Raw genomic sequence first — 1,307 nt, forward strand, 5'->3', positions numbered from 1 at the left:
ACCAGCACCTCCCCGAAGCGGGGCCCTTCGAGGTCAACCGTCTGGACCGTCAACGGCGAACCCGCCTTCCAGGCCACTGCTGCTTTGGTTTTCATTGGATGTGCTTCTTTGTTCGTTCAGCTGTTGAAAGTGCCGCGCTTGGAGCCTTCGGCCACGATTTCGTCCCAAGTGGATCGCAGCCACTTTGCGATGGCTACGTTCTGTTCGAACAGCGAGTACTTCGCGTTTTCGCCGTAATCCGCCATATCGATCATGTCGGTAGTGATGTAACGCAGAGGGCTGTTAGGGTGGTCGCGGTGGTGGCGAAATAGTTTCCGGACAACCTCCTTGGTGGGCTCGACGCGATAGGCGTGCCACTGCGAATGCCACTCGCCGGGACGCGGCTTCACGAAGGGGTATTGGCAGGGCCGCCCGTAAGAACCTCCGTCGTAGCTGTTGTTGTCCTTGATCGCCCAGACATTCTTAGGGCCGTTTGGCGATACGGGACGCACCTGAAGCCAATGCACCATGTTCATGGCGATCCAGCGATCCAGCACATTGCCGTCTTCGTACGGGTCAATGCTCAGTGCACCGCTTTCAACATCCTTACGGATGCCAATGATGTCCTGCTCTTCGGGGTTGTCGACTTTGATCAGGACATGGCTGTGGTCCAGCACGAACTTGAACGGAACCCCTTCCTTTTCCACCCGGCGCGCAATCGGTTCAATACGGCGGGGATCCTCGGACCACATGTAAATGTGGTTTTCGAAACCGATATCAATGCCGATGCGTTCGCCAAGCTCATGCGCCAACAGATAGAACTTGACGATTTCATCGTCCGTCACCACGGTTCCTCGGGCATGACGGATATGCAGCATGATGTCGTGGAACTCCGCGCCGCCTTCCTTACTGATGCGCAGGTTCTTTTCGAGCAACTCCTCGTCCTTGCCGGCGGTGTACCACCAAAGACCTGTGCGGATCGGGATGCCGTGGCGCTGAGAGGCGTTCAGGTACTCGCGCTCCTCGCCCGGCTGCGGCATGCGATCGAAGTGATCGTAGACACCGGCGGATTTCAGCAGCCGAAACTGCTCGTCCACCGACATCGGCGTGCCTTCGATGTGCACCACACCCCTGCCGTTGCATCCGAGCGAAAACGGGAATTTCATGTGACTTCTCCGGTTAACTGTGCAGGTCAAGCATCAACGTCCACCGCAGCAGCAGCTGTCACGTGCTGCAGCGACGCGGAGTCAGTCACCGAGGTGTGCAAGGCCTTGACGAAGGCATCCTTGCCCTGGGCTGCGGCGATGGACAGCTCGCGCAGCCACTTG

1 protein-coding gene is annotated in these 1,307 nt (G+C 58.2%); it reads right to left on the bottom strand.

Annotated features, from left to right (window positions below; genetic code table 11):
* Nucleotides 1-116: 116 nt before the first annotated feature.
* A complete protein-coding gene (locus tag H537_RS0119050; protein ID WP_028999090.1) occupies nt 117-1,145 on the bottom strand; it encodes an apurinic/apyrimidinic endonuclease family protein in 1,029 nt (342 codons plus the stop codon).
* Nucleotides 1,146-1,307: the final 162 nt, after the last annotated feature.

Source organism: Azohydromonas australica DSM 1124, from assembly GCF_000430725.1.
GTDB classification, from domain to species: Bacteria; Pseudomonadota; Gammaproteobacteria; order Burkholderiales; family Burkholderiaceae_C; genus Azohydromonas; species Azohydromonas australica.